1 protein-coding gene is annotated in these 272 nt (G+C 31.6%); it reads right to left on the bottom strand.

Features of this window, described 5'->3' with window-relative positions; translation table 11 throughout:
- The coding region (locus SB764_RS40350) for a hypothetical protein (RefSeq protein WP_410866803.1) at positions 1-272 on the bottom strand (272 nt) is incomplete at both ends.

Below are 272 nucleotides of genomic sequence, written 5' to 3'. Positions count from 1 at the left end.
GCCGATAGGAATCGTATTACTATACTCCTTATCTTCTATCTTGTAATATGTACTATACGTTGTATCTTCAGAAGGTCCGTATAAATTATAAACATCCAGCTCTTTAACACCCAACCTATGAATTGTTTCTATAGGAATAGATTCTCCTGCCATATTTAATATACCAACAGTACTAAAAGATACTCCTTCTTCTAACAATTTATTAACTACTGAGGGTACCGTATTTATTAGGATTTTATCTTCCTTACTGATATAGTTTTTAATTTCAAGCC

It is taken from the genome of Paraburkholderia sp. SIMBA_027, assembly GCF_046535315.1.
Taxonomy (GTDB): domain Bacteria; phylum Pseudomonadota; class Gammaproteobacteria; order Burkholderiales; family Burkholderiaceae; genus Paraburkholderia; species Paraburkholderia tropica.
This window is presented reverse-complemented; position numbering and strand designations above follow the sequence as displayed.